At 62.7% G+C, this 20579-nt stretch carries 20 protein-coding genes; 8 read left to right on the top strand and 12 right to left on the bottom strand.

Annotated elements, in window-relative coordinates; genetic code table 11:
- Positions 1-110 precede the first annotated feature (110 nt).
- The gene (locus MF6394_RS18520) at positions 111-617 is read left to right on the top strand and encodes a sigma-70 family RNA polymerase sigma factor (protein ID WP_073526687.1); all 507 of its coding nucleotides are present in this window, start codon (positions 111-113) and stop codon (positions 615-617) included.
- The gene (locus MF6394_RS18515) at positions 614-1351 is read left to right on the top strand and encodes an anti-sigma factor family protein (protein WP_044274668.1); all 738 of its coding nucleotides are present in this window, start codon (positions 614-616) and stop codon (positions 1349-1351) included. Before MF6394_RS18520 ends, MF6394_RS18515 begins: the two co-directional genes overlap by 4 nt.
- On the opposite strand, the gene MF6394_RS18510 is transcribed toward MF6394_RS18515, so the two are convergent.
- From MF6394_RS18510 to MF6394_RS18480, 7 genes are all read right to left on the bottom strand, one after another.
- Positions 1348-2268: a Csu type fimbrial protein gene (locus tag MF6394_RS18510; RefSeq protein WP_078467237.1), complete on the bottom strand. Its 921-nt coding sequence runs from the start codon at positions 2266-2268 to the stop codon at positions 1348-1350. The two genes, MF6394_RS18515 and MF6394_RS18510, sit on opposite strands and share 4 nt — an antisense overlap.
- Before the next feature lie 77 nt (positions 2269-2345).
- On the bottom strand, positions 2346-4694 hold the full coding sequence (locus MF6394_RS18505; RefSeq protein WP_078467254.1) for a fimbria/pilus outer membrane usher protein: 2349 nt from the start codon (positions 4692-4694) through the stop codon (positions 2346-2348).
- 72 nt (positions 4695-4766) lie between these two features.
- A complete protein-coding gene (locus MF6394_RS18500) occupies positions 4767-5555 on the bottom strand; it encodes a fimbrial biogenesis chaperone (RefSeq protein WP_032896553.1) in 789 nt (262 codons plus the stop codon).
- A 26-nt stretch (positions 5556-5581) separates the two neighbouring features.
- On the bottom strand, positions 5582-6070 hold the full coding sequence (locus MF6394_RS18495; protein ID WP_032896551.1) for a Csu type fimbrial protein: 489 nt from the start codon (positions 6068-6070) through the stop codon (positions 5582-5584).
- 2 nt (positions 6071-6072) lie between these two features.
- On the bottom strand, positions 6073-6615 hold the full coding sequence (locus tag MF6394_RS18490; protein WP_078467253.1) for a Csu type fimbrial protein: 543 nt from the start codon (positions 6613-6615) through the stop codon (positions 6073-6075).
- Between the two features lie 18 nt (positions 6616-6633).
- Positions 6634-7179, bottom strand: coding sequence for a spore coat protein U domain-containing protein (locus MF6394_RS18485; protein WP_047711192.1), 546 nt, complete (start codon positions 7177-7179; stop codon positions 6634-6636).
- Positions 7173-7673, bottom strand: a complete 501-nt coding sequence (locus tag MF6394_RS18480; protein ID WP_443217264.1) for a Csu type fimbrial protein — start codon at positions 7671-7673, stop codon at positions 7173-7175. The genes MF6394_RS18485 and MF6394_RS18480 overlap by 7 nt, the downstream gene beginning before the upstream one ends.
- Positions 7674-7854: 181 nt before the next feature.
- On the opposite strand from MF6394_RS18480, the gene zapE reads away from it, so the two are divergent.
- Both zapE and MF6394_RS18470 read left to right on the top strand, forming a co-directional pair.
- Positions 7855-8949 carry a cell division protein ZapE gene (zapE, locus tag MF6394_RS18475; protein WP_078467235.1) on the top strand — a complete coding sequence of 365 codons (1095 nt, stop codon included), beginning with the start codon at positions 7855-7857 and terminating at the stop codon, positions 8947-8949.
- 38 nt (positions 8950-8987) lie between these two features.
- Positions 8988-10286 carry a protein kinase gene (locus tag MF6394_RS18470; protein WP_078467252.1) on the top strand — a complete coding sequence of 433 codons (1299 nt, stop codon included), beginning with the start codon at positions 8988-8990 and terminating at the stop codon, positions 10284-10286.
- 124 nt (positions 10287-10410) lie between these two features.
- On the opposite strand, the gene MF6394_RS18465 is transcribed toward MF6394_RS18470, so the two are convergent.
- Together MF6394_RS18465 and MF6394_RS18460 are read right to left on the bottom strand one after the other, a co-directional pair.
- Positions 10411-11115, bottom strand: a complete 705-nt coding sequence (locus tag MF6394_RS18465) for a YebC/PmpR family DNA-binding transcriptional regulator (protein ID WP_044274673.1) — start codon at positions 11113-11115, stop codon at positions 10411-10413.
- Between the two features lie 109 nt (positions 11116-11224).
- Positions 11225-12550 (bottom strand): MFS transporter, encoded by a 1326-nt coding sequence (locus MF6394_RS18460; protein ID WP_078467234.1) that lies wholly within the window; start codon positions 12548-12550, stop codon positions 11225-11227.
- A gap of 258 nt (positions 12551-12808) precedes the next feature.
- Between MF6394_RS18460 and MF6394_RS18455 the strand changes: the two genes are divergently transcribed.
- The gene (locus tag MF6394_RS18455; protein WP_032896540.1) at positions 12809-13699 is read left to right on the top strand and encodes a LysR substrate-binding domain-containing protein; all 891 of its coding nucleotides are present in this window, start codon (positions 12809-12811) and stop codon (positions 13697-13699) included.
- Here the strand turns inward: MF6394_RS18455 and MF6394_RS18450 are convergent.
- A complete protein-coding gene (locus MF6394_RS18450) occupies positions 13675-14529 on the bottom strand; it encodes a LysR substrate-binding domain-containing protein (RefSeq protein WP_047711196.1) in 855 nt (284 codons plus the stop codon). The two genes, MF6394_RS18455 and MF6394_RS18450, sit on opposite strands and share 25 nt — an antisense overlap.
- A gap of 112 nt (positions 14530-14641) precedes the next feature.
- Here MF6394_RS18450 and MF6394_RS18445 point away from each other — a divergent pair, with 112 nt between their 5' ends.
- The 3 genes from MF6394_RS18445 (at position 14642) to MF6394_RS18435 (ending at position 17370) form a co-directional block, all read left to right on the top strand.
- Complete coding sequence (locus MF6394_RS18445) at positions 14642-15766, top strand: 2-aminoethylphosphonate--pyruvate transaminase (protein WP_078467233.1); 1125 nt, start codon at positions 14642-14644, stop codon at positions 15764-15766.
- Positions 15767-15867: 101 nt separating this feature from the next.
- Positions 15868-16695, top strand: coding sequence for a phosphonoacetaldehyde hydrolase (gene phnX / locus MF6394_RS18440; protein WP_078467232.1), 828 nt, complete (start codon positions 15868-15870; stop codon positions 16693-16695).
- A 114-nt stretch (positions 16696-16809) separates the two neighbouring features.
- The gene (locus tag MF6394_RS18435) at positions 16810-17370 is read left to right on the top strand and encodes a cytochrome b (RefSeq protein ID WP_078467231.1); all 561 of its coding nucleotides are present in this window, start codon (positions 16810-16812) and stop codon (positions 17368-17370) included.
- Between the two features lie 107 nt (positions 17371-17477).
- Here the strand turns inward: MF6394_RS18435 and MF6394_RS18430 are convergent, their stop codons facing one another.
- Together MF6394_RS18430 and MF6394_RS18425 are read right to left on the bottom strand one after the other, a co-directional pair.
- The gene (locus MF6394_RS18430) at positions 17478-18365 is read right to left on the bottom strand and encodes a 1-aminocyclopropane-1-carboxylate deaminase/D-cysteine desulfhydrase (protein WP_078467230.1); all 888 of its coding nucleotides are present in this window, start codon (positions 18363-18365) and stop codon (positions 17478-17480) included.
- A gap of 56 nt (positions 18366-18421) precedes the next feature.
- Positions 18422-20461, bottom strand: coding sequence for an NADPH-dependent 2,4-dienoyl-CoA reductase (locus MF6394_RS18425; protein WP_044274621.1), 2040 nt, complete (start codon positions 20459-20461; stop codon positions 18422-18424).
- Between the last annotated feature and the right edge of the window lie 118 nt (positions 20462-20579).

Below are 20579 nucleotides of genomic sequence, written 5' to 3'. Positions count from 1 at the left end.
AAGCTATGCAGAAGCTTCCCACTCATACCTGGGGAAGTTTCTTTGCACAGTTCATGGAATAACCTACACAGACCGACGTCTACCTCAACACAAGTGAGTAGACTCATCCCATGCATGAACTCGACGAACAGTTACGTGAACTCATCCCCAGGTTGCGGCGTTTTGCCGTGTCCCTGACGCGCAACAGCAGTAGCGCCGATGACCTGGTGCAATCGACCCTGGAGCGCGCCATCGTCGCCTGGGCCGATAAACGTATCGAGGGCGACCTGCGCGCGTGGCTGTTTTCGATCCTGTACCGCCAGTTCCTCGACGCCCACCGCCGCAGCCGTCGCTATGCGCGCATGCTCGAATTTTTCACCGGTCGAGATGACGTGCAACCTTCGGTGGAACGCACGGTGCTGGCCCAATCCACCCTGCAAGCCTTCGACCAACTGAACACCGAACAGCGCGCCCTGCTGCTGTGGGTGTCTGTCGAAGGCTTGAGCTACAAGGAGGTGGCCGAGATCCTCAAGGTGCCCATCGGTACCGTGATGTCACGCCTGTCCCGCGCGCGCCAAGCGTTGCGTCAACTCAGCGATGGCGAAATGACCGGCCCTTCCCTGCGGAGACTCAAATGATCAGCCTGCCCCCCAGCGAACGCGATTTACACGCCTACGTCGATCACCAATTGCTGGACAGTGATCGCCGTGTGCTTGAAACCTGGCTGGCCAGCCACCCCGAAGTGGCGGCCCAGGTACAGGCCTGGCAACAGGATGCACAGTTGCTGCGTGCGTCGCTGAGCGGCGCCCTGCAACAGCCGCACAACCCGGCATTGGACCCGGCGCTGATTCGCCAGCGCATCAAGAAACAGTCCCGTCGGCACTTGGCCACGGCGGCGTTGTTGCTGATCGCCGTGAGCCTCGGCGGGTTTGGCGGTTGGCACGCCCGCGAAGCCACCCAGCCGCCGCTGCTGCCGATGACCGACGCCATGCAGGCCTACCGCCTGTTTGCCCAGGACGGCATCATGCCCGCCGACTACAACGCCCAGGACCGCAGCACCATGCAGGCCTGGCTCGACCGCTATTTCAACCAGGCCCATCGCCTGCCTGACCTCAGCCAAGCCGGCTTCAAGCCGGTCAGCGGGCGCCTGCTCACCACCGACCAAGGCGCGGCAGCCATGGTGCTGTACCAGGACGCCCAAGGCCGGCGCATCAGCTTCTATATCCGCCCGCCGGGCCCGAACAACGGTTTCCTGCCTCGCGGCAGCCGCAGTGCCGATGGCTTGCAGGCCGACTACTGGTCGGGCGGCGGCTACAACTATGCGATGGTCAGCCCGGTGGATCAGGCCGCCGCGCTGCAGACGCCATTCTAGAAACCGACGTCCAGCACCACATTGTCCAGGTAGGTGCCGGCCGGTGGCGTGGGCTGGTCGGTGTAAACCTTGGCGTTGTAGTTGTACACCTGGCTACCGACGCCCAAGCCGTTGCCAGGGTTGACCTCGGCCGTGGAACTGGCCCGCCGCGCCGCGCCGACACTGCCCCAACGCGTGGTGCCGGCGCTTTGGAAAATGTCATAGGCCAGGTAGTTGCTGCCGGAAATCATGCGCCGCCGACCACCGACACTCACCGGGTTCTGGCCATCGCTCAAGCCCACGGTATAGGCGCTGCCCTTGGTGCAGGCGATGTTGATGGTCTGCCCGGTCACCGCAGTAAACCCACTGACCACCGGCGCGCTGCCAAAGCTGATATTCGGGGCGGTGATCTGGCAGTCGTTGGTCACGGTCATGCTGACGGTCAGGGACGCCGTGCCGCTGCCAGTGTCACGTCCCAGGCAGGCGCCGCCAATGCCGACTCCCGAGCAATAGTTCCAGTTCCACGCGATGCTCAATGTCTCGGTGTACACCCCGGCAGCGACGTTGCTGCCGGTGATGCTGCTCAGGTACAGCGGCACGGTTTTCGCGCCGGGCCCAGTGACCAGGCCAATGCTCTGGGCGATGCCGCCAGCGCCGCCGAAATCGAACTGCGCACCACGGGTGATGGGATAACTGGTGCTGTTGTTGCCGTAAATCGTGTAGCCGATCACATCACCGGTCGGCCCGACCATGCCGCTTTGGGTGGAGGTGATCGTGGCGTAAAAGTGGTCAGTGGGTACCAGCAACGAAATCAATGCCGGGGTGCAACTCAAGCCCGAGTTTGTCGTAGAGCTGGTTTGCGCGGCGGTACGCACCGTCATCGAACTGATCGAGCCAAAACTGGCCGGCACGGTGGACACCACCGAACACGCCGCCATGGCCTGCCCGCAAAGCAACAAACCTACGCCATACAACCCTACGCTGCCCCTCACCTGAACACTCCCTGTTCAATCCCTCATTGGCACATTAACGGCCCGATCAAGGGCACGTCCTGTTGCTGCTCATCAATATCGAAGGTTACCTGGCAAGTGCGGCCCTCTCCCAAAGTGACCTGCAAGGTGTTGTGGGCGCTGAGGTTTTCCAGATACACCAGGCCATCCCAGCCGACCACCGCCTGAGTGTTGCTTTGCTCGTGCATTACCAGACTGCCCAGCGCCAATTCCTGGTGCTGGCGGTCCACCAGGGTGATGCTTGCGGCGAGCACCCGGCGCAGGGGGAATTCCAGCAAGTAACCACTGCCCCGGCGTACCGACACGCGCTGTTCCACATTGGGGCTTTGCACATTCGCCGGCAGGTTCAACGGGTCGATCTCGTATTTGCCGCGGTAATAGGCACTGCTCCACGGCACCAGCAAATGGCCGTTGCGGTCGGTCTGGCCCACCAGCTGGTTTTCGTAGCGCACCGGAATGCCGGCGAAACCCTGGGTGCTCACCACCACAAACGCGTCATTGATACGGTTGGCGGCAAAGGTTTCGCCGCCCATCCATACCAGCGAGCCGCTGGCGTCCGCCCAACGCGTCATGGCCTCGCTGCTGCCGTACACACCAGCCTGCAACTGCACCGACTGCAAGCGCCAGGTCAGGTCGGCCTGCCGATAGCTGGGGGCATCGCCCTGGGCATAGCCGAGGTTGTAGCCCACCCCGCCTTCGCTGGGCACCGCGCGGCTGTAGTTGATGCGCTGGCGACTGGCGCCATCCTTGCTGCGCTCGGTGCTCAAGGCCAGGCTGGCGTTGAGGTCGAACGGGATGACCAGTTGCGCCTGCATGGCCCAGTTGCTGTCACCGATTTCGCGATTGGCCGACAGATAAAAGCTGGTGTTGCGCCACAACGGTTTGCTCCAGCTCAGGTTGAGCAGGCGCGTGCGCGAGTCGTCCGCGGCCTGCACGTCGAAATAGCCCAAGCCCAGGCTGCCGAAACGTTGGAGATTGAGGCTCAGGGTCACCTGCTCGCTGCGCTTGCTGAGGCTGGCGTAAGGGGTATCGACCAGGGTCAGGTCGGCATAGTCGTCGCGGCGCTCCACCCGCTGGTACATAAAGCTGTAGCGCGTGCTGTTGTACTGGTAACCGAGGCTCAGTTGCTGGCCCGTGCGGCTGTCGAACTGGCTCTGGCTGAGGGCGGTATTGAGCACGCCGAAGTTGCCCAGGCGCAGGTTACCGCCGAGCCCGCCGAGGGTCAGGTCGCTGGAGGCTTCGGCGTGGCTCTCCAGGGTCAGGTTATCGGAATAGCCATAACGGAATGTGCCACTGGCTACGCCTGGGCCGTAGCCGAAATCCCGCAGGGTGTAGTCACGGCGCAAGGTACCGGCGGCCAGCAAAAAATCCGTCAAGCCTTGTTGCAGCAAGGTGCTGGTGACGTAGAACGGTACCGTGGTCGACACCTGGCGGCCCAGGGCATCGGTGGTGACCACCACGGCCTCGCCGGCACCGTTGATGAACGGGATGTTGGTCAAGGTGTAGGGGCCGGGTTGCAGTTGCGCGGTGTCTGATTTGTAGCCGTTGATAAACAGGTCCACCGACGACGGCACCGCCGCCTCACCGGCGAATTGCGGTAAGGGGTACGTGACTAGGTCGGGGCGCACGGCAAAATCCCGAGACAGTTGCACCCCGCCCAGGCGCACCGAACTGCTCCAGGGCAGCGCACCGCTGATCACGTCGCCGGCCTCGTAGGTCAGCAGGCGCTCATCATCGGAAAAACGCCAGGTGGTGTCGTAACGTCGGTAACCATTGTTGAGGGTGCTGCCGCTGATTCCATCGGACAGGGTCTGGCGCAGTTGCCCGGTGGTGGACAAGGTGCCCCAGGTGTCGAACAGCCGCACTTCGTTCCACGCCGCGAGGTAACTGCCGCCGTCGTCGGTATCATTGAAATACACGTCATAGTTGAGCAAGGCGCCGAAGCTGCTCATGGCCTGGGTGCGCGGATAGGTATTGCGGTTGCCGATGAACTGTTCCTGCAACCACGAGGGCGGCACATCCAGCAACAGGCGCTGGCCGTTGCTGTCGTAGTCGCTGTGCAGGCCCGGCACTTGGTCCAGGGCTACGCTGCCGACCGGCTCACCGGGCAGTTTCATGCCCACGTCCTGCAACGCGCTGGCCGGCACAAACAACTGGCCAGCGCGCTGCTCGACCGCAATGACGCGGCCGGTGTCCATCTGGTTGACCACCAGTTCCAGAAACAGCTGTGCATTGGCAACTGCCTCCATGCTGCCGGGCGGCGGCGGCAAGTCGCCTGCCATCGCTGCGCCCCACAGCCCGCTTGCTACTGCCACCGACGGCCATAAAACCCGAGCCCAACCACGACTCACCATGGCGTTGTGTCCTTCAATGGACATCTCCATCCTGTTAAAACCCGGGCGCGTGCCCGTTGCGCTACATAACGGCTATCGCTTGGGCGCCAGGCTCTCCAGTTGCGGCGCGCCGTTGACGCGTACCTGCAACGGCTGGTCGGCCGATACGGCATCCGGCACCGGCCAGCGCATGCTCGCGCCCGGCAGCACATAGCCGAGCAAACCGTCCACCAACGGCCGCGTCTGCCCGCCCTGTTTGAATGACGCATCGGTGAGCCGCGCATGCACGGCGCCCTGGTTGCGCACCTCGATGTAGTTGCGCCCTGCCACGTTGACCTTTTGCCAGCTCAACTGCGGCTTGCCCGCGCCCTTGGGGTCGCGCTGGCGGGTAGCGTCGTCCTTGCTCCACAAGCCGGCGCCGTAGGCAAACAACGGCACCGAATAACGCATCTGGAAGCGAATCGCCGCCGCTGTGTTCTTGCCCTCCGGCGGCGTGGGCACCTGCAGCGCCGAGGGGATTTCGTCAATGATGATGCGATAGGCCAACTCCTGCCCCGGCGGCACTTCCCGGGTGCGGGTCAGGCGCACCAGTTGCTTCTGGCCCGGCTCGATCTTGGCCACCGGCGGGCTGCCGATCACATCGCGCTGGTTCTGGTACTGCTCGTCAAAGCCATTCTGGCTCCAGGCAAACACGCGGATCTGCAGGTTGGCGGTCTCGGTGCCACGGTTCTCCAGCCACAGCGCGCTGGCCTGTTGGTCAGCCTCCAGCACCGGGTCGATGGGCCAGATCAGCACCGAACTGGCCGCCTGTCCAAACCCCGCCGTACACAACGCCCCCAAGGCGAAACCCGCGGTCCATAACCGTCGCAAAGCACACCCCATAACACCCCTCCTTAAAACCGTTAGCCCTACCACGTCAGCTGCACCTGCAGCGTGTCGCTGTACGTCCCCCCAGGCTGATTGCCCGGTAAAACCACCCGCCCGTAAATCGGCAGGCTGATGTTGCTCGCATCGCTGTACGTCACGCTGACGCTCTGGCTGATACCCAGGCTCTGGCTGAACGCCGCATCGCGAAACAATTGGTATGCCACTCGCGCGCTGCCACTGTTGAGCTGCAAGTTGCGCCCAGTGCTGCTGTGCAGGCCGCCATCGACGCTCATGCTCAGGGCCACGCCCGGCGTGCATTGCAGGGTTACACCGCCAGTGAGGGCCGCCGTCACCGTGCTGGTGGCCAGGGCCGAATAGCTGCCGTAGGCCAACGTGCCGTAGTTGGAGCCGCCGCCCACGATCAGGCAACCTGGCGTGATGGTCGCGCTCACCTGGAAGCTCTGGTTGACCACCGCCGACAGTGGCAACGGCATCGCCAGGCCGACGGCGAGCAACACCCTGGGCCACATCGTTAGAACGTCAGTTCCACGGCCACCGTGTCGGTGTAGGTGCCCGCTGGCAGCCCCGCTTTGCCCACCGCCCGGCCGTAAAGGTTGACGGTCTGTGCCACGCCGGTACTGGTGGCAAGTGTCACCACGCCGTCAATTGCCAACAGCGCGGAACGCCCACTGTCGGTGTAAAAATCGTAGGGCACGAAGTTACCCACGCCATCGGCCAACGCTCGGGTGCCACCGGGGGAAGCACCATCGTGGGCGCCGGCACGCACCTTGATCGTTGGCGCGGTGCCAGCCGAACACAGGATCGACAACGCCCCGCCGGTACCGGTGCCGCCGAGCAACTGGGCGTCGGCATTGGTAAACAGGCTGTTGGTGGTGCCGAAATTCAAGCTACCGAAATTCAGCCCGGTGGCCGCGCCAGAGCCGTTGACCTGGCAACTGGCGATCAAAGTCAGGCTGGAGCTGATCTGCCCGGCCACCGTGGTCGCCGCGTTCAGGCTGGACGCCAGCCCCAGGCCCAGGGCGCAGAGGCCGATTCGCGATACAAGTACATGCATGATATCCATCCTCATGGTTTACCAATCCAGAGTCACCGTCAGGGTGTCTGTGTAGATGCCGGCCGGTAGGGCCCTGGTATTCGCCACCACGGAGCCGAATACCGGGATTGGTACTTGGGTGCCCTGGGTCACGACGAAATTGCGTTGCTGGCCGATGCGGTAGGCACTGCGCCCCTGGGGGTCAGCCGAGAGTCGATAGGGAATGGTCTGGCGGCCATTGCTCAGGCGCCGTGTGGTGCCGTCGCCGTTGGCGCCGCCGTCGATGGTCACCGTGAAACTGCTGACCACCGAGGGGTTGCAGGACACCGACAGCGGCGCCTTGTCGCCATCGGAAATCGCCGCGTCCAAGGTCTCGTTCCAGGTCGGCCCCTGGCTGCCAAAGTCCAACAGCGCGGTGCCGCCTTCGGGGGTGACCGGCGCGGTTTCCACGCCCTTGCTCACTTCGCAACTGGCGGTGATCACCAACCGTGCGTGGACCTGGCCGTTGACCACCGCCGCCTGCGCGTCATCCGCCAGCAACAGCAGGCCGCCCAGGGCCGTCACGGCCAGGTAGCGGCTTACCATGTGACCGTGACCTTGAGCAGGTCGGAATAACGGCCGACGGCGGGGATGTCCTTGAGCGGTTCGATGCGCCCATACAACGGCAGCTCCACAGAGCCGGTGTCCGGCACGCGGCCACTGACGGGCACGTCCACCGGCAAGGGGATCAGCCGCGCGGCGTCGGCATAGATGCGATAGGGGATGGGCCGGCTGGAGGGTGCCGGATTGGCGAGATAACGCACTTCGCCGACGCCGCCATGCAGGCCGCCGTCAACGCGCACCTGGTAAGGCGTGTCGGGGTTGCATTCCAGGCGCGGCTGGCGCTGGCTGATCAGGGCCGCACTCAGGGGGCCGGCCGGGTCATCCAGACGCGGGCCACTGCCGAAATCCAATACGCCAAGTTGCTCGATGCCCGCACTACGGGTGGTGCCCACCAACTGGCAACCCCGTTGCACGTCGATACGCACCTGCACCTGGAGTTGCGCAGCAATCGCCGCGTTGCAGAGCATCGTGCCCATGACTGCCAATACCGCCGGTCCCTTCACAGCCCCAATTCCTTATACAGGGGTGACAACTGTGTATGAGGTTAGCCAGTTAACCCGAAAGTGCCAGTTTGCAAGGCTTGGGGCCGTTCGCTATTGGTCAAATGGCATCGAGCGTCTTACAGTGAGCGACCACCGCAATACAGAGTGTTTATTCTTGGCCGTGCTTGCCCTGCTCCAGCGCCTGCTGGGTAAAAAAACCGACGCCTCGGACGCCTCGCCTATCCCGGCATATTTTCAACAAAAGGCCGAACAACAGGGTTATACCCTCAGTGACGGGCAAATCCGGGCGATTAGCGCCCTGAATCGCGAGGCCCAGCACCTGCTCAACGGCCAGGCCACGCGCAGCCTGTACCTGCATGGCCCGGTGGGGCGTGGCAAAAGCTGGCTGCTGGACGGGTTTTTCCAGGCGCTGCCCATCGCCGAGAAGCAGCGCGTGCATTTCCACACCTTCTTCGCCCGGCTGCACCAGGGCATGTTCCTGCACCGCGGGCATGACGATGCCCTGGGCGTCACGCTGGACGAGCTGCTGGTCGGCTGCCGAGTGCTGTGTTTCGACGAATTCCATGTGCACGATATCGGCGATGCGATGCTCATCAGCCGTTTGTTCAAGGCCCTGTTCCAGCGCGGCGTGCTGGTGCTGGTGACTTCCAACTACCCGCCGGAAGGATTGCTGCCCAACCCGCTGTACCACGAGCGCTTCAAACCGGTGATAGAACTGATCGCCGCGCGCATGGAGGTGCAGGAAGTCAGTGCGCCCCAGGACTTTCGCAGCCTGGCCCAGGCCCACGCGCAACAGCGCTTCACGGGCGGCCAGTACGTCTGGCCAGGTACGGCTGGCCAGCGTGAAAGCCTGGGCCTGCCTGCCACAGATTGCCCGGCGCACACCCTGAAGGTCGGCACTCGGCAGTTAAAGTGCCGAGGCCATCAGGCGCGAACCATCGCGTTCACCTTCAACGACCTGTGCGAACAACTCACGGCGGTCATGGACTACCTGTTGCTGTGCCAGGACTTCGACCACTGGATCATCGACGGCCTGCCGCAGCTGGCCGAATGCCCCATCGCCGTGCAACAGCGCTTTATCAACCTGGTGGACGTGCTCTACGACCAGGACAAGCAACTGACGCTGATCGGCCACCAGCCCCTGGATACATGCCTGGAAGGCCAGGCCATCGACCTCGCCCGCACCGCCAGTCGCTTGCGCCAATTGCACACCCTGTGCCCGCAAACCGCACCCGAGCCGCTATCATGAGCGCCTTTTACGCCCCCTTTCCGAGCACCGCGCCCTGCATGAATACCCTCGCCCAACTCAAGGCTGGCCAATTGGCCGGCGCTACGCGCCTGGACCTGGCCTGCGGGCTGACCGAGTTCCCCCGGGAAATTTTCGATCTGGCCGACTCGCTGGAAATCCTCAACCTCACCGGCAACGCCCTGAGCAGCCTGCCCGACGACCTGCACCGCCTGACGCACCTGCGCGTGCTGTTCTGTTCGGACAACGCCTTTACCGAACTGCCGCAATGCCTGGGCCAGTGCGCCAAGCTGAGCATGATCGGCTTCAAGGCCAACCAGATCAGTCAAGTACCCGCCGCCGCCCTGCCGCCGCTGTTGCGCTGGCTGATCCTCACCGATAACTGCATCAGCCAGTTGCCCGATGAGCTGGGCCAACGTCCCTTGCTGCAAAAGTTGATGCTGGCCGGTAACCAGTTGACCGACCTGCCGCCAAGCCTGGCCAAATGCCAAAACCTGGAGTTGATCCGCATCGCCTCCAACCGCCTCACCCAACTGCCGCAATGGCTGCTGTCCCTGCCGAGCCTGACCTGGCTGGCCTACGCCGGCAACCCGGTGGAAATGGCCGTGCAGGTAAGCAGTGATGAGGCGACGCCGAACATTGCCTGGCAGGAACTGGAAATGGGCGAAGTCCTGGGCGAAGGTGCCTCGGGGATCATTCGCAAGGCGCTGTGGAAACCCCGGGCGTTGCCGGTTGCGGTCAAGCTGTACAAGGGCACCATCACCAGCGACGGTTCACCGCTGCATGAAATGCAAGCCTGCATCGCCGCCGGGCTGCACCCCAACCTGATCAAGGTTGAAGGACGCGTCATCGGCCACCCCGACAACCAGGCCGCCCTGGTGATGGACCTGATCGACCCGAGTTACCGCAACCTCGCGGCCCTGCCAAGCCTGGCGTCGTGCACGCGGGATGTCTACGCACCCACCACCCGTTTCAGCCTGGACGTGGCACTGCGCATGGCACGGGGCATCGCTTCGGTGGCGGCGCACCTGCATCGCCAAGGCATTACCCATGGTGACCTGTATGGCCACAATATTTTGTGGAACGCAGAGGGTGATTGCTTGCTGGGAGACTTTGGCGCGGCGTCCTTCCATGCCACGGCGGACACGTTGGAAACCCGTGCGCTGCAGCGTATTGAAGTGCGCGCGTTCGGGGTGTTGCTGGGGGAATTGTTGGAGCGGGCTGAGGCCAGTGACGAAAGCTTGCAGGCACTGCAACAACGCTGCTGCCAGCCGGATGTGCTGGCGCGGCCGTGCTTTGAAGAAATTGAGGTCTTGCTCGAATCTATGCAACACCACTAAACCAATGTGGGAGCGGGCTTGCTCGCGAATGCGGTGGAACACAGCCAATACATCTGTTGACTGTCACACCGCATTCGCGAGCAAGCCCGCTCCCACAGGTTGACCGCGTGTACTCAGATAAACATCAGCCCGCCAGGCCGACAAACATATCCTGCACATCATCATGGTTGTCCAGGCCTTCCAGGAACGCCTCGACTTCTGCCATCTGCTCATCGGTCAAACCGCTGACCGGGTTCTTGGAGATATAACCCAGCTTGGCCGACAGCACGGTGAAGCCCTGCTCCGGCAAGGCCTTCTGCACGGCATCCAGGTCGGTGGTTTCGGTGATGAACAAGGTGGCGCCTTCTTCACCCTCTTCAAAGTCCTGGGCGCCTGCTTCGATGGCGGCCATTTCCGGATCGGCGTCCGGGGTGTCCGGCGATGCTTCGATCAGGCCGACATGGTTGAAATCCCACGCCACCGAACCGGAAGCGCCCAGTTGGCCCTTGCGGAAGGCCACGCGGATTTCCGCCACGGTGCGGTTGATGTTGTCAGTCACGCACTCGACGATCAACGGCACCTGGTGCGGCGCGAAACCTTCGTAGGTCACGCGGTGGTATTGCACGGTTTCACCGAGCAAACCGGCGCCCTTCTTGATCGCGCGGTCCAGGGTTTCCTTGGGCATCGAGGCCTTTTTGGCCTGTTCCACCACCAGGCGCAGGTGCGCGTTGGTGGAGGTATCGGCGCCGTTGCGGGCGGCGATGGTGATTTCTTTCACCAGCTTGCCGAAAATCTTGCCCTTGGCATTGGCTGCCGCTTCTTTATGTTTGACTTTCCACTGTGCGCCCATGACTCACTCTCTTATTTCCATCGCGCCCAAACGTCTACTGGCCGGCGCTTTGGGGGCAGAGTTTATAGCGCGAGAACGCTTCGTTCCACCAAAAAACCGGCCAGGGTACTCAGGTGCGCAGGGGTTTGATCACCGCATTGCGGTCCGGCACAAAATCCCCGGCCTGGGCCAGTACGGCGGGCCTGGCATTCCAGTAGGGCATCAGCACCAGCGACGAAAACAGTGCCGCACCGGCAAACACGATAAAAACCGTGACGGTATCGAAATAGCCTGGCAGCAAACCACCCAGGATCGCCCCCACCGAACCGCAGCCGTTGACAAAGCCCGCAGCGGTAGCGCCGGCCTTGGCGGTGCCGAAGTCGATGGCCGCCGTGCTGCTGATCATCGAGTCCGGCCCATACAGCGTCAGCCCCATGACAAACAGCAAGGTCATCACCAGCGCTACACTGCCGGTGTGCAGCGCGCCCATAAACAACGCCAGGGCAACCGTCAGCGCCAACAGGCTCAGCACACAGGCGGGCATGCGCCGCGCGCCGAACAGCTTGTCGGAGGCCAGGCCGATCAACACCGGCCCGAGCAAACCGGCCAACTCAAACGCGGTGGGCACGATGGCGGCCCCGACCTTGCCCACCGACGGCATCTGCTCGTAGACGATCACCGGGCCCCACAACAGAATCGCATAGCGCGCCGGCTTGAGCAGGAAGTACGCCAGTCCCAGGGTCAATACCGTGCGATTGCGCAGGATCGCGCGCAGGGGTTCGAGTACGCTGACGCGCTGCTCGGCGGCCAACTGCTCGGCACTCAACACCGGCTCGGGTTCGACTGCCGGCAAACCCACATCCTGTGGAGTATTGCGCTGGAACATAAAGAACAGCACGGCCACCACGGCCACCACTGCGGCACTGGAAATAAATGCCGCATGCCAACTGCCGATCAGCGTATAAGCCCACAAACCGGCAAACGGTGACGCAACCAACCCGCCAAACGCATAACACGAACTCCACAGCCCCAGCACCCGTCCCCGCTGCTGGGCCGGGAAGAAACTGCCGAGGTTCTTGCACAGCCCCGACCAGCCAGTGGACTGGGCCAAGCCCTGTATCAACATGCAGGTGACAAAGATCGGCAACGTGGCAAAGGTGCCCATCACCAGCGCCGCAGCCGCAGAAATCAGCAAGCCACCGAGCACCACCACCCGTGGCCCGAAGCGGTCGGCAAGCATGCCCCAGGTGAACTGGCCCACGGCATACGCGGCGAGGTAGAGGCCATCCAGGTTGGCCATCGTCATTTTGTCGAGGGTAAAACTCGGGTCGTCGCCAATCCCCAGCTTTGCCACCGAAAAGGCTTTGCGGGTGAAATAGAAAGCGGCGTACGCCAGCCAGGTAATCGCGAAAATCTGCACGCGCCAACGCTTGATGCTACCCATAGGGATATTCATGGTGGTTCTGACCTCAGGTGTGAGTGTGCCGGCAGAATCGAAAGAAAACGCCTGTTGTTTTTATGGTTGAGCACTGCAATACCGGGCCTTGAATAGCGCGGCATTGGTCAGATGGGTGCGGTGTGCCTGCGCCCATGATCGCCGTGGTTGTAGGACTCAACCTACGGCGACTGAGGAGCATCAAAGCAATGGCTGACTCATAGGTAAAATCGATTTATCGTATTTCAAATATAAGTTCAGCTTTTAAGAGGATGTGCCATGTCGGTTTCCCATGCCCAGCTCAAAGCCTTCCATGCGGTGGCCATTCACGGCAGTTTTACCGGGGCCGCCGAACGCCTGTTCCTGACCCAACCTGCGATTTCCGACCAGGTGCGCAAACTGGAAGAGCGCTTCGGCGTATTGCTGTTTCACCGCAACAAGCGTTCGGTGCGCCTGACCGATCTGGGTGAACGCCTGCTGGCCATTACCCAACGCCTGTTTGTGATCGAGGCCGAAGCCGAAGAATTGCTGCAGGATTCGCGTGCCCTGCTCACCGGAACTCTCACCCTGGCGGTGGATGCGCCCGTGCACGTATTGCCGCAGATCGCGCGCTTCTGCCAACGCTACCCTGGGATCAGCGTGAAAATCGAAACCGGCAATACCGACGAGTCGCTGTCGCGTCTTTACAACTATCAGGCCGACCTGGCGCTGTTGGGGCGCGATGTCGATGATGCGCGCCTGTTGTCAGTGCCGCTGCCCGACGACCAACTGTTGGCTTTTGTCGCACGGGATCATGCCTGGGCCGGGCGCGAATCAATCTGCCTGGCCGACCTGGATGACACCCCGCTGGTACTGCGGGAAACCGGCTCGGTCACCCGCCAGACCCTGGAGCAGGAAATGCGCCAGGCCGGCCTGCGCATTCGCCCGGCCATCCAGGTGGAAGGCCGCGAGGCCGCCCGCGAAGCGGTGGTGGTCGGGATTGGCGTCGGCGTGGTGTCGGCGGCAGAGTTCGGCGCCGACGCGCGGGTGTACGCCATGCCCATCCGCGATTGCACCCAACGCATGAAAGAAACCCTGGTGTGCCTGAAAGAACAGAGTTCACGCCGCGTGGTCGCGACCTTCCTGGAGATCGTACGTGAAAGCCTTCACGCCAACTCGAAAAACGCCTGAATCAAGCGCAGCGAGCGGCGGCGCTCCATGCAGCCGAGCATGTGCTGGTTCAGCAGGCCATCGCCGAGGATCGGCACCGCCTGTACACGCGGGTCCGGGCTGACCTCCATCGACGACACCACACCCACCCCCAACTCTGCCGCCACCGCTTCGGTCACGGCTTCACGACTGTCGAGTTCCAACAGCACTTTGGGTTGCACATTCGCCGCCAGGCACGCGTCATCAAAGGTACGGCGGGTGATGGAACTGGGCTCGCGCAGCACCATGATCACCTCATGCAACTGCGCCAGTTCAATACCCTTGCGCTGCTTGGCCCACGGGTGCGCGGCCGGCACCAAGGCGCAAATCCGTGACTCGTCCAAGGGTTGCAAGTGCAGGCCATTGCGCGGTTCCACCTCGGTGAGCACCGCCACATCCGCATGTTCGGACAGCAGCGCCGCCAGAGTTTCCTGAGCATTACCCAAACGCAGATTCACGGTAATGCCGGGGTAGCGTGCGCGCAGGCTGGCGATCATCGGCATGACCAAGTGAGGGCCATCCGCCGCCACTTCCAGGCGCCCGGTGAGCAACTGGCGGTTGGCCTCCAACATGGTTTGCGCCTCGTCGACCAAGCCGAAGATAGCGCGGGTGATGGCCGCCAGGCGCGCACCTTCCTCGGTCAACTCCACCCGGCGTGCGGTGCGACGCAACAGCGGGATCTGGTAGTGCTCCTCAAGCGCCTTGATATGCCCGGTCACCGCCGGCTGGCTGATAAACAGCCGAGCCGCCGCACGGGTAAAACTGCCCTCACGGGCCACGGCATCGAATGCGCGCAGTTGAAACAGGTTCATAGCTATCGGCCTCACTGATAGCTCGCATAACAACAAACAATTTGATTGATGACAAGCCAAACTGCAATTTAGGCGCCGTAGCTTGTCCCCCGAAACCTTGCGAGGATTTGACATGACCCCTGCCGCGCCGATCCTGTTAACCCCCGGCCCCCTCACCACATCAAACCGTACCCGCCAGGCGATGATGGTGGATTGGGGCTCATGGGACGACCGCTTCAACCAGCTCACCGCCAGTGTGTGCACGCAGTTGCTGGCAATCCTCAACGGCGCCGACAGCCACCACTGCGTGCCGTTGCAAGGCAGCGGCACCTTCGCCGTCGAAGCTGCGATCGGCACCTTGGTCCCCCGCAATGGCAAGGTGCTGGTGTTGATCAACGGCGCCTACGGCAAGCGCCTGGCGAAAATCTGTGAGGTGCTTGGCCGCGAATTCAGCACCTTTGAAACCGCCGAAGACGAGCCCACCACTGCCGCCGATGTGGATCGCCTGTTACACGCCGACAGCGCCATCACCCACGTCGCGCTGATTCATTGCGAAACCAGCACCGGTATTCTCAACCCGTTGGCGCAGATTGCCGAGGTGGTCAAACGCCACGGCAAGCGCCTGATCATCGACGCCATGAGTTCCTTCGGCGCGCTGCCGATTGATGCCCGCGAAGTCCCCTTCGACGCGCTGATCGCCGCCTCGGGCAAATGCCTGGAAGGCGTACCGGGCATGGGCTTTGTCTTTGCCGAAAAAGCCGCGCTGGCCGCCGCCCAGGGCAACTGCCATTCCCTGGCGATGGACCTGTTCGACCAGCACAGCTATATGGCCAAGACCGGACAATGGCGCTTCACCCCGCCTACCCACGTGGTCGCCGCCCTGCATGAAGCACTGTTGCAATACGCCGAGGAAGGCGGCCTGCCCGCCCGTCACCGGCGCTATGCGCATAACTGCCAGGCATTGCTGGACGGCATGGCCGAATTGGGCCTGCGCAGCTTTCTACCGGCGGCGATCCAGGCGCCGATCATCGCCACCTTCCACGCCCCCGACGACCCGCGCTACCAGTTCAACGCGTTCTACGAACGGGTCAAGGCCAAGGGTTTCATTCTGTACCCGGGCAAATTGACCCAGGTGGAAACCTTCCGCGTGGGCTGCATCGGCCATGTCGACGCCGATGGCATGCGCGCAGCGGTCAAGGCCATCGCCGAGGTGCTGCAAGAAATGTGTAGGAGCGAGCTTGCTCGCGAAGCACGTTAACGATAGCGCGGGCATCCTGAGTCAACGCGGTGCCTGGATGTTTTTCGCGAGCAAGCTCGCTCCTACATAGATGAATGTTATTACCCCACAGGATCTGAACCATGAACTATCAAAACCCCAACACCCTCCAGGCCGTTATCCTCGACTGGGCCGGCACGGTGGTCGATTTCGGCTCCTTCGCCCCTACGCAGATCTTTGTCGAGGCCTTCGCCGAGTTCGACGTGCAGGTGTCTATCGAGGAGGCCCGTGGCCCGATGGGCATGGGCAAGTGGGACCATATCCGCACCCTCTGCGACCAGCCGCAGGTTGCCGAACGCTACCGCCAGGCGTTCGGCCGCACGCCCACCGACGACGACGTGACCGCCATCTACCAGCGCTTCATGCCGCTGCAGATCGAGAAGATCGCCGAACACTCGGCCCTGATCCCCGGTGCCCTCGACACCATCGCCGCCCTGCGCGGCAAAGGTATCAAGATCGGTTCCTGCTCCGGCTACCCCAAGCAGGTGATGGACAAGGTCGTGGCCCTGGCTGCCACCAACGGCTACGTCGCCGACCACGTCGTGGCCACTGACGAAGTGCCCAACGGCCGACCATGGCCGGCCCAGGCGCTGGCCAACGTGATCGCCCTGGGCATCGAGGATGTGGCGGCCTGCGTGAAGGTCGATGACACCGTACCGGGCATTCTCGAAGGCCGACGTGCCGGCATGTGGACGGTGGCCCTGACCTGCTCGGGCAACGCGCTGGGCCTTACCTACGAGCAGTTCCGCGTCCTGGACAGCGACACACTGGCCAGCGAGCGCCAGCGCATCGAAGCGATGTTCGAAGGGTCGCGCCCGCATTATCTGATCGACACCATTACCGACCTGCCGCGGGTCATCAGCGACATCAACCAGCGCCTGGCCCGCGGGGAAATGCCGCAGGCCTACTGACCGAGGTCAAGATAACGGCATTGGCAACAAGCGCAGCGCTCAAAACAGGCATAGAGTTAATGCACTCCATCGCTAAAGAATGGAGGTATGCCCTGATGAGTGAGGAACACAGCGATGCCGTGGAAAAATTCCGATACGCGCTACAGCACCATGTCGATTGCGTTGCACTGGTTGATGGTGGTGCTGCTGGCGGTGGTTTACGCCTGCATTGAACTGCGCGGCCAATTCCCCAAAGGCAGCGGTGCGCGCACCTTGATTGTTGAAATGCACTTTATGCTCGGCCTTACCGTGTTTGTGCTGGTGTGGCTGCGCCTGTTTGCCCGCAGCCTGGGGGTGGCGCCGAAGATCGTGCCGGCACCGCCGCAATGGCAGAGCCTGCTGGCGAAGCTGATGCACTGGGCGCTGTATGCGTTGATGATCGGGTTGCCGATTGCTGGTTGGTTGATCGTCAGTGCCAAAGGGCATTCGGTGATGTTTTATGGGATGGAATTGCCGCCATTGATCGCTGAGAACAAGGCACTGGCCAAAGAGATTGAAGGCTGGCATGTGCTGTTCGCCCAGGTCGGTTACTGGCTGATTGGGCTGCACGCGTTGGCGGGGATCTTTCATCACTACGTGATGCGCGATAACACGGCGCTGCGCATGATCCCGGGTAGGCAAAAACGCATCATCTGATAACCGCTACCCTGTAGGAGCGAGCTTGCTCGCGAAGAACTCCCAGGCAACGCGATCATCCAGAATGCACGCGTTATCGTTCAGGTTCTTCGCGAGCAAGCTCGCTCCTACAGGAAGCCTCGGCGGCCTTGCAGGCCGCCGGTGTGGATGAAGATCAGGCGCGTGCCGGGGGTGAAGCGTCCGGCCTCGACCTGCTGTTTCAACGCCAACAGCGCCTTGCCGGTGTAGAGCGGCTCCAGCGGTAGGCCGCACGCTTGTTCGGTGCGCTCAATGAAGTCCAGCAACAGCGGATCGACCTTGGCAAAGCCACCGCGGCTGGCGTCCAGCAATGCATAACCGTCCTGCACGATGGCATTCACGTTCTGCGCCACACCGTGGTCATCCGGCACCGCCATAGCGCCATACACCCAATGCCCACCCGCCTCCGCCAGCGCCAGCCCCGCCACCGTCGTGCCGGTACCTGCCGCCAGCCACCAGTCGTCGTAATCGCTCCAACCGAGGTTACCCAACTGCGCCCGCGCCTGCTCGACCAACACGCCACAGCCCCGAGCACCAGCCAGCCCCCCGCCGCCTTCGGGTATCGGATGAAAGCCAGGATACTGCTCGCGCCAAGGCAGCCAGAAACCCGCTTCATGCCGCGCCCGATAACCGCCATAACCGAGCCAATGCAGTTGCATGCCAAGTGCTTTGAGGTCGAAAACCGTGGGGGTGTCTTGAGGATGGCCGCGCAGCAGGCCGACCGTGGGAAAACCAAAGCGCTTGCCCGCCGCCGCCAGTGCATGCAAATGGTTGGAGTAAGCGCCGCCGAGACTGATCACACCGGTGGCCCCAGCGCGTCGGGCCTGGGCCAGGTGTTCGGTGAGCTTGAACCACTTGTTGCCGCTGATCAGCGGGTCGATACGGTCCAGGCGCAGCACGGCCAACCCGACCCCGTTCAGCCAGTCCAGCTGCAAGGGTTCAAGGGGCGCATGAGGAAGCCAGTCAAAAGGGCCCATCGGCAGGTATCGGAATGAAAAAGGGGCGGTAGTCTAGCACCGCCCCGCTTGGTGCCTTACAGCTCTGCAGCCAGGCGTGAGCCCTGGTTGATGGCGCGCTTGGCGTCCAGTTCGGCCGCCACATCGGCGCCGCCGATCAGGTGCACGTTCTGGCCGGCAGCCACCAGGCCGTCGTGCAATTCGCGCAGCGGGTCCTGGCCGGCGCAGATGACGATATTGTCCACCGCCAGGACTTGCGGCTCGCCCTCGGCGCCGATGCGGATATGCAAGCCTTCATCGTCGATCTTCAGGTACTCGACACTGTTGAGCATCTGCACCTGCTTGTTCTTCAAGCCGGTGCGGTGGATCCAGCCCGTGGTCTTGCCCAGGCCATCGCCCACCTTGGAAGCCTTGCGTTGCAGCAGGAACACTTCACGGGCCGGCGCATGGCGCTCGGGTTTGATCCCGGCCACGCCACCACGGGCTTGTAGCTGAGTGTCGATGCCCCACTCTTTCCAGAACGCCTCGCGATCCAGGCTGGTGGAGACGCCTTGGTGCACGAGGAATTCAGACACGTCAAAGCCGATGCCTCCGGCGCCGATCACCGCCACGCGCTTGCCCACCGGCTTGCGCTCAAGGATCACATCCAGGTAACTCAACACCTTGGCGTTGTCGACACCCGGAATCGCCGGGGTACGCGGTGCGATGCCGGTGGCCAGGATCACCTCGTCATAACCACCCGCTACCAGTTGCGCAACGTCTACACGGGTGTTGAGGCACAGCTCGACGTGGGTGGTCTGCAATTTGCGCTTGAAATAACGCAGGGTCTCGAAGAACTCTTCCTTGCCCGGCACGCGCTTGGCGATATTGAACTGGCCGCCGATCTCGCTGGCGGAGTCGAACAAAGTCACCTGATGCCCGCGCTCGGCGGCCACGGTAGCAGCGGCCAGACCCGCAGGGCCAGCGCCGACCACCGCGACCTTTTTGATCTGCTTGACCGGCAGGTAATTGAGTTCGGTTTCGTAGCACGCCCGAGGGTTGACCAGGCAGGTGGTCAGCTTGCCGCCAAAGGTGTGGTCCAGGCAGGCCTGGTTGCAGCCAATGCAGGTATTGATCTCATCGGCGCGCCCGGCGGCGGCCTTGTTGACGAACTCGGGGTCGGCGAGAAACGGCCGCGCCATCGAGACCATATCGGCGTCGCCTTCAGCCAGGATCTGCTCGGCGATTTCCGGGGTGTTGATACGGTTGGTGGTGATCAGCGGAATCTGTACCGAGCCGCGCAATTTGGCCGTGACTTTACTGAACGCACCACGGGGCACTTTGGTGGCGATGGTCGGGATACGGGCTTCATGCCAGCCGATACCGGTGTTGATGATCGTCGCGCCGGCCTGTTCGATGGCCTTGGCCAACTGCACGATCTCTTCCCAGACACTGCCGCCTTCCACCAGGTCGAGCATCGACAGGCGGAAGATGATAATGAAGTTCGGGCCTACGGCTTCGCGTACACGGCGCACGATTTCCACCGCCAGGCGCATGCGATTTTCAAAGCTGCCGCCCCAACGGTCGGTGCGATGGTTGGTATGGGCGGCGAGGAACTGGTTGATGAAGTAGCCTTCGGAACCCATGATTTCGACGCCGTCGTATTCGGCGACCTGGGCCAGCAGCGAGCAGGTGACAAAATCCTGGATCTGCTTTTCGATGCCCTCTTCATCCAATTCCTTGGGCTTGAACGGGTTGATCGGTGCCTGGATAGCGCTCGGCGCCACCTGCTTGGGGCTGTAGGCGTAACGCCCGGCGTGAAGGATCTGCATGCAGATCTTGCCACCCGCGTCGTGCACGGCCTGGGTGACGATCTTGTGCTTGCGCGCCTCTTCTTCGGTGGTCAGCTTGGCCGCACCGGCATACACGCCGCCTTCATCATTGGGGCCAATGCCGCCGGTGACCATCAGGCCCACGCCGCCACGGGCGCGCTCGGCAAAGTAAGCGGCCATGCGCTCGAAACCGCCGGGCTTTTCTTCCAGGCCAGTGTGCATCGAGCCCATCAGGGTACGGTTGCGCAAGGTGGTAAAACCCAGGTCCAACGGGGCCAGCAGGTGCGGGTAGGCAGCAGCGGTCATGGTACAGCTCCACAACGGATCATCACGGGACGTGGCGCACTCGAACGGCGTGCCATCGGTTTATGTCCCACAGACTAAGAGGCGGTGGACCACGGCTCAATGACTGAAACTGACAAGT

Origin of the sequence: Pseudomonas sp. MF6394, from assembly GCF_002018845.1 — a bacterium.
GTDB classification, from domain to species: Bacteria; Pseudomonadota; Gammaproteobacteria; order Pseudomonadales; family Pseudomonadaceae; genus Aquipseudomonas; species Aquipseudomonas lactis.
The sequence above is the reverse complement of the archived record's forward strand: the minus strand, read 5'-3'. Positions and strand labels throughout refer to the sequence as shown.

Bases quoted from the DNA above. Each gene is read 5' to 3' on its own strand.
- MF6394_RS18520 (WP_073526687.1), top strand. From the start codon at position 111: ATGCATGAACTCGACGAACAGTTACGTGAACTCATCCCCAGGTTGCGG.
- MF6394_RS18515 (WP_044274668.1), top strand. From the start codon at position 614: ATGATCAGCCTGCCCCCCAGCGAACGCGATTTACACGCCTACGTCGAT.
- MF6394_RS18510 (WP_078467237.1), bottom strand. From the start codon at position 2,268: ATGGCGGCGTGTTCGGTGGTGTCCACCGTGCCGGCCAGTTTTGGCTCG.
- MF6394_RS18505 (WP_078467254.1), bottom strand. From the start codon at position 4,694: ATGGTGAGTCGTGGTTGGGCTCGGGTTTTATGGCCGTCGGTGGCAGTA.
- MF6394_RS18500 (WP_032896553.1), bottom strand. From the start codon at position 5,555: ATGGGGTGTGCTTTGCGACGGTTATGGACCGCGGGTTTCGCCTTGGGG.
- MF6394_RS18495 (WP_032896551.1), bottom strand. From the start codon at position 6,070: ATGTGGCCCAGGGTGTTGCTCGCCGTCGGCCTGGCGATGCCGTTGCCA.
- MF6394_RS18490 (WP_078467253.1), bottom strand. From the start codon at position 6,615: ATGCATGTACTTGTATCGCGAATCGGCCTCTGCGCCCTGGGCCTGGGG.
- MF6394_RS18485 (WP_047711192.1), bottom strand. From the start codon at position 7,179: ATGGTAAGCCGCTACCTGGCCGTGACGGCCCTGGGCGGCCTGCTGTTG.
- MF6394_RS18480 (WP_443217264.1), bottom strand. From the start codon at position 7,673: ATGGGCACGATGCTCTGCAACGCGGCGATTGCTGCGCAACTCCAGGTG.
- MF6394_RS18470 (WP_078467252.1), top strand. From the start codon at position 8,988: ATGAATACCCTCGCCCAACTCAAGGCTGGCCAATTGGCCGGCGCTACG.
- MF6394_RS18465 (WP_044274673.1), bottom strand. From the start codon at position 11,115: ATGGGCGCACAGTGGAAAGTCAAACATAAAGAAGCGGCAGCCAATGCC.
- MF6394_RS18460 (WP_078467234.1), bottom strand. From the start codon at position 12,550: ATGAATATCCCTATGGGTAGCATCAAGCGTTGGCGCGTGCAGATTTTC.
- MF6394_RS18455 (WP_032896540.1), top strand. From the start codon at position 12,809: ATGTCGGTTTCCCATGCCCAGCTCAAAGCCTTCCATGCGGTGGCCATT.
- MF6394_RS18450 (WP_047711196.1), bottom strand. From the start codon at position 14,529: ATGAACCTGTTTCAACTGCGCGCATTCGATGCCGTGGCCCGTGAGGGC.
- MF6394_RS18445 (WP_078467233.1), top strand. From the start codon at position 14,642: ATGACCCCTGCCGCGCCGATCCTGTTAACCCCCGGCCCCCTCACCACA.
- phnX (WP_078467232.1), top strand. From the start codon at position 15,868: ATGAACTATCAAAACCCCAACACCCTCCAGGCCGTTATCCTCGACTGG.
- MF6394_RS18435 (WP_078467231.1), top strand. From the start codon at position 16,810: ATGCCGTGGAAAAATTCCGATACGCGCTACAGCACCATGTCGATTGCG.
- MF6394_RS18430 (WP_078467230.1), bottom strand. From the start codon at position 18,365: ATGGGCCCTTTTGACTGGCTTCCTCATGCGCCCCTTGAACCCTTGCAG.
- MF6394_RS18425 (WP_044274621.1), bottom strand. From the start codon at position 20,461: ATGACCGCTGCTGCCTACCCGCACCTGCTGGCCCCGTTGGACCTGGGT.